This is a genomic window from Clostridium sp. UBA1652, from assembly GCF_002320975.1.
Taxonomy (GTDB): Bacteria; Bacillota; Clostridia; order Clostridiales; family Clostridiaceae; genus Clostridium_T; species Clostridium_T intestinale.
Genome location: NZ_DCLI01000095.1, coordinates 1 through 437, shown reverse-complemented (window position 1 = coordinate 437; position 437 = coordinate 1). Strand labels below are relative to the sequence as shown.

At 30.7% G+C, this 437-nt stretch carries 1 protein-coding gene; it reads left to right on the top strand.

What is annotated here, in order from left to right; genetic code table 11:
- Positions 1–35: 35 nt before the first annotated feature.
- Positions 36–413, top strand: coding sequence for a GntR family transcriptional regulator (locus B3N22_RS22490; protein ID WP_286910767.1), 378 nt, complete (start codon positions 36–38; stop codon positions 411–413).
- The last annotated feature ends 24 nt before the right edge of the window (positions 414–437 follow it).

Sequence of the window (437 nt, the reverse complement as noted above, 5' to 3'; positions counted from 1 at the left end):
TATATAACAAATATAATAATAAAGGAGGAAATAGAATGCTCATAAGAATTGATTTTCAAAGTGATGTTCCTATATATCTTCAGCTTAAAAACCAAATAGTCCATGGAATAGCAAGTTCTGAACTTCAGCCTGAGGAGAGCTTACCTTCTGTTAGACAAATGGCGGAAGACATCGATATAAATCTCCACACTGTAAATAAGGGATATAACCTATTAAAGGATGAAGGGTTTGTTACTATTGATAGACGTAAAGGTGCAGTAGTAAATGAAATACCTATTAAGCCAAGCGAAAAGGTTAAGGAAACTTTAAAAGATGAATTGAAAAATATAATTGCTCAAGCGCATTGTTTTGGAATGGATAAAGAAGAATTTATAAATGAGTGTTTAAGTATTTATGACGAATATAATAAATAAACCTGATAGTGTAAAGTGAGATAT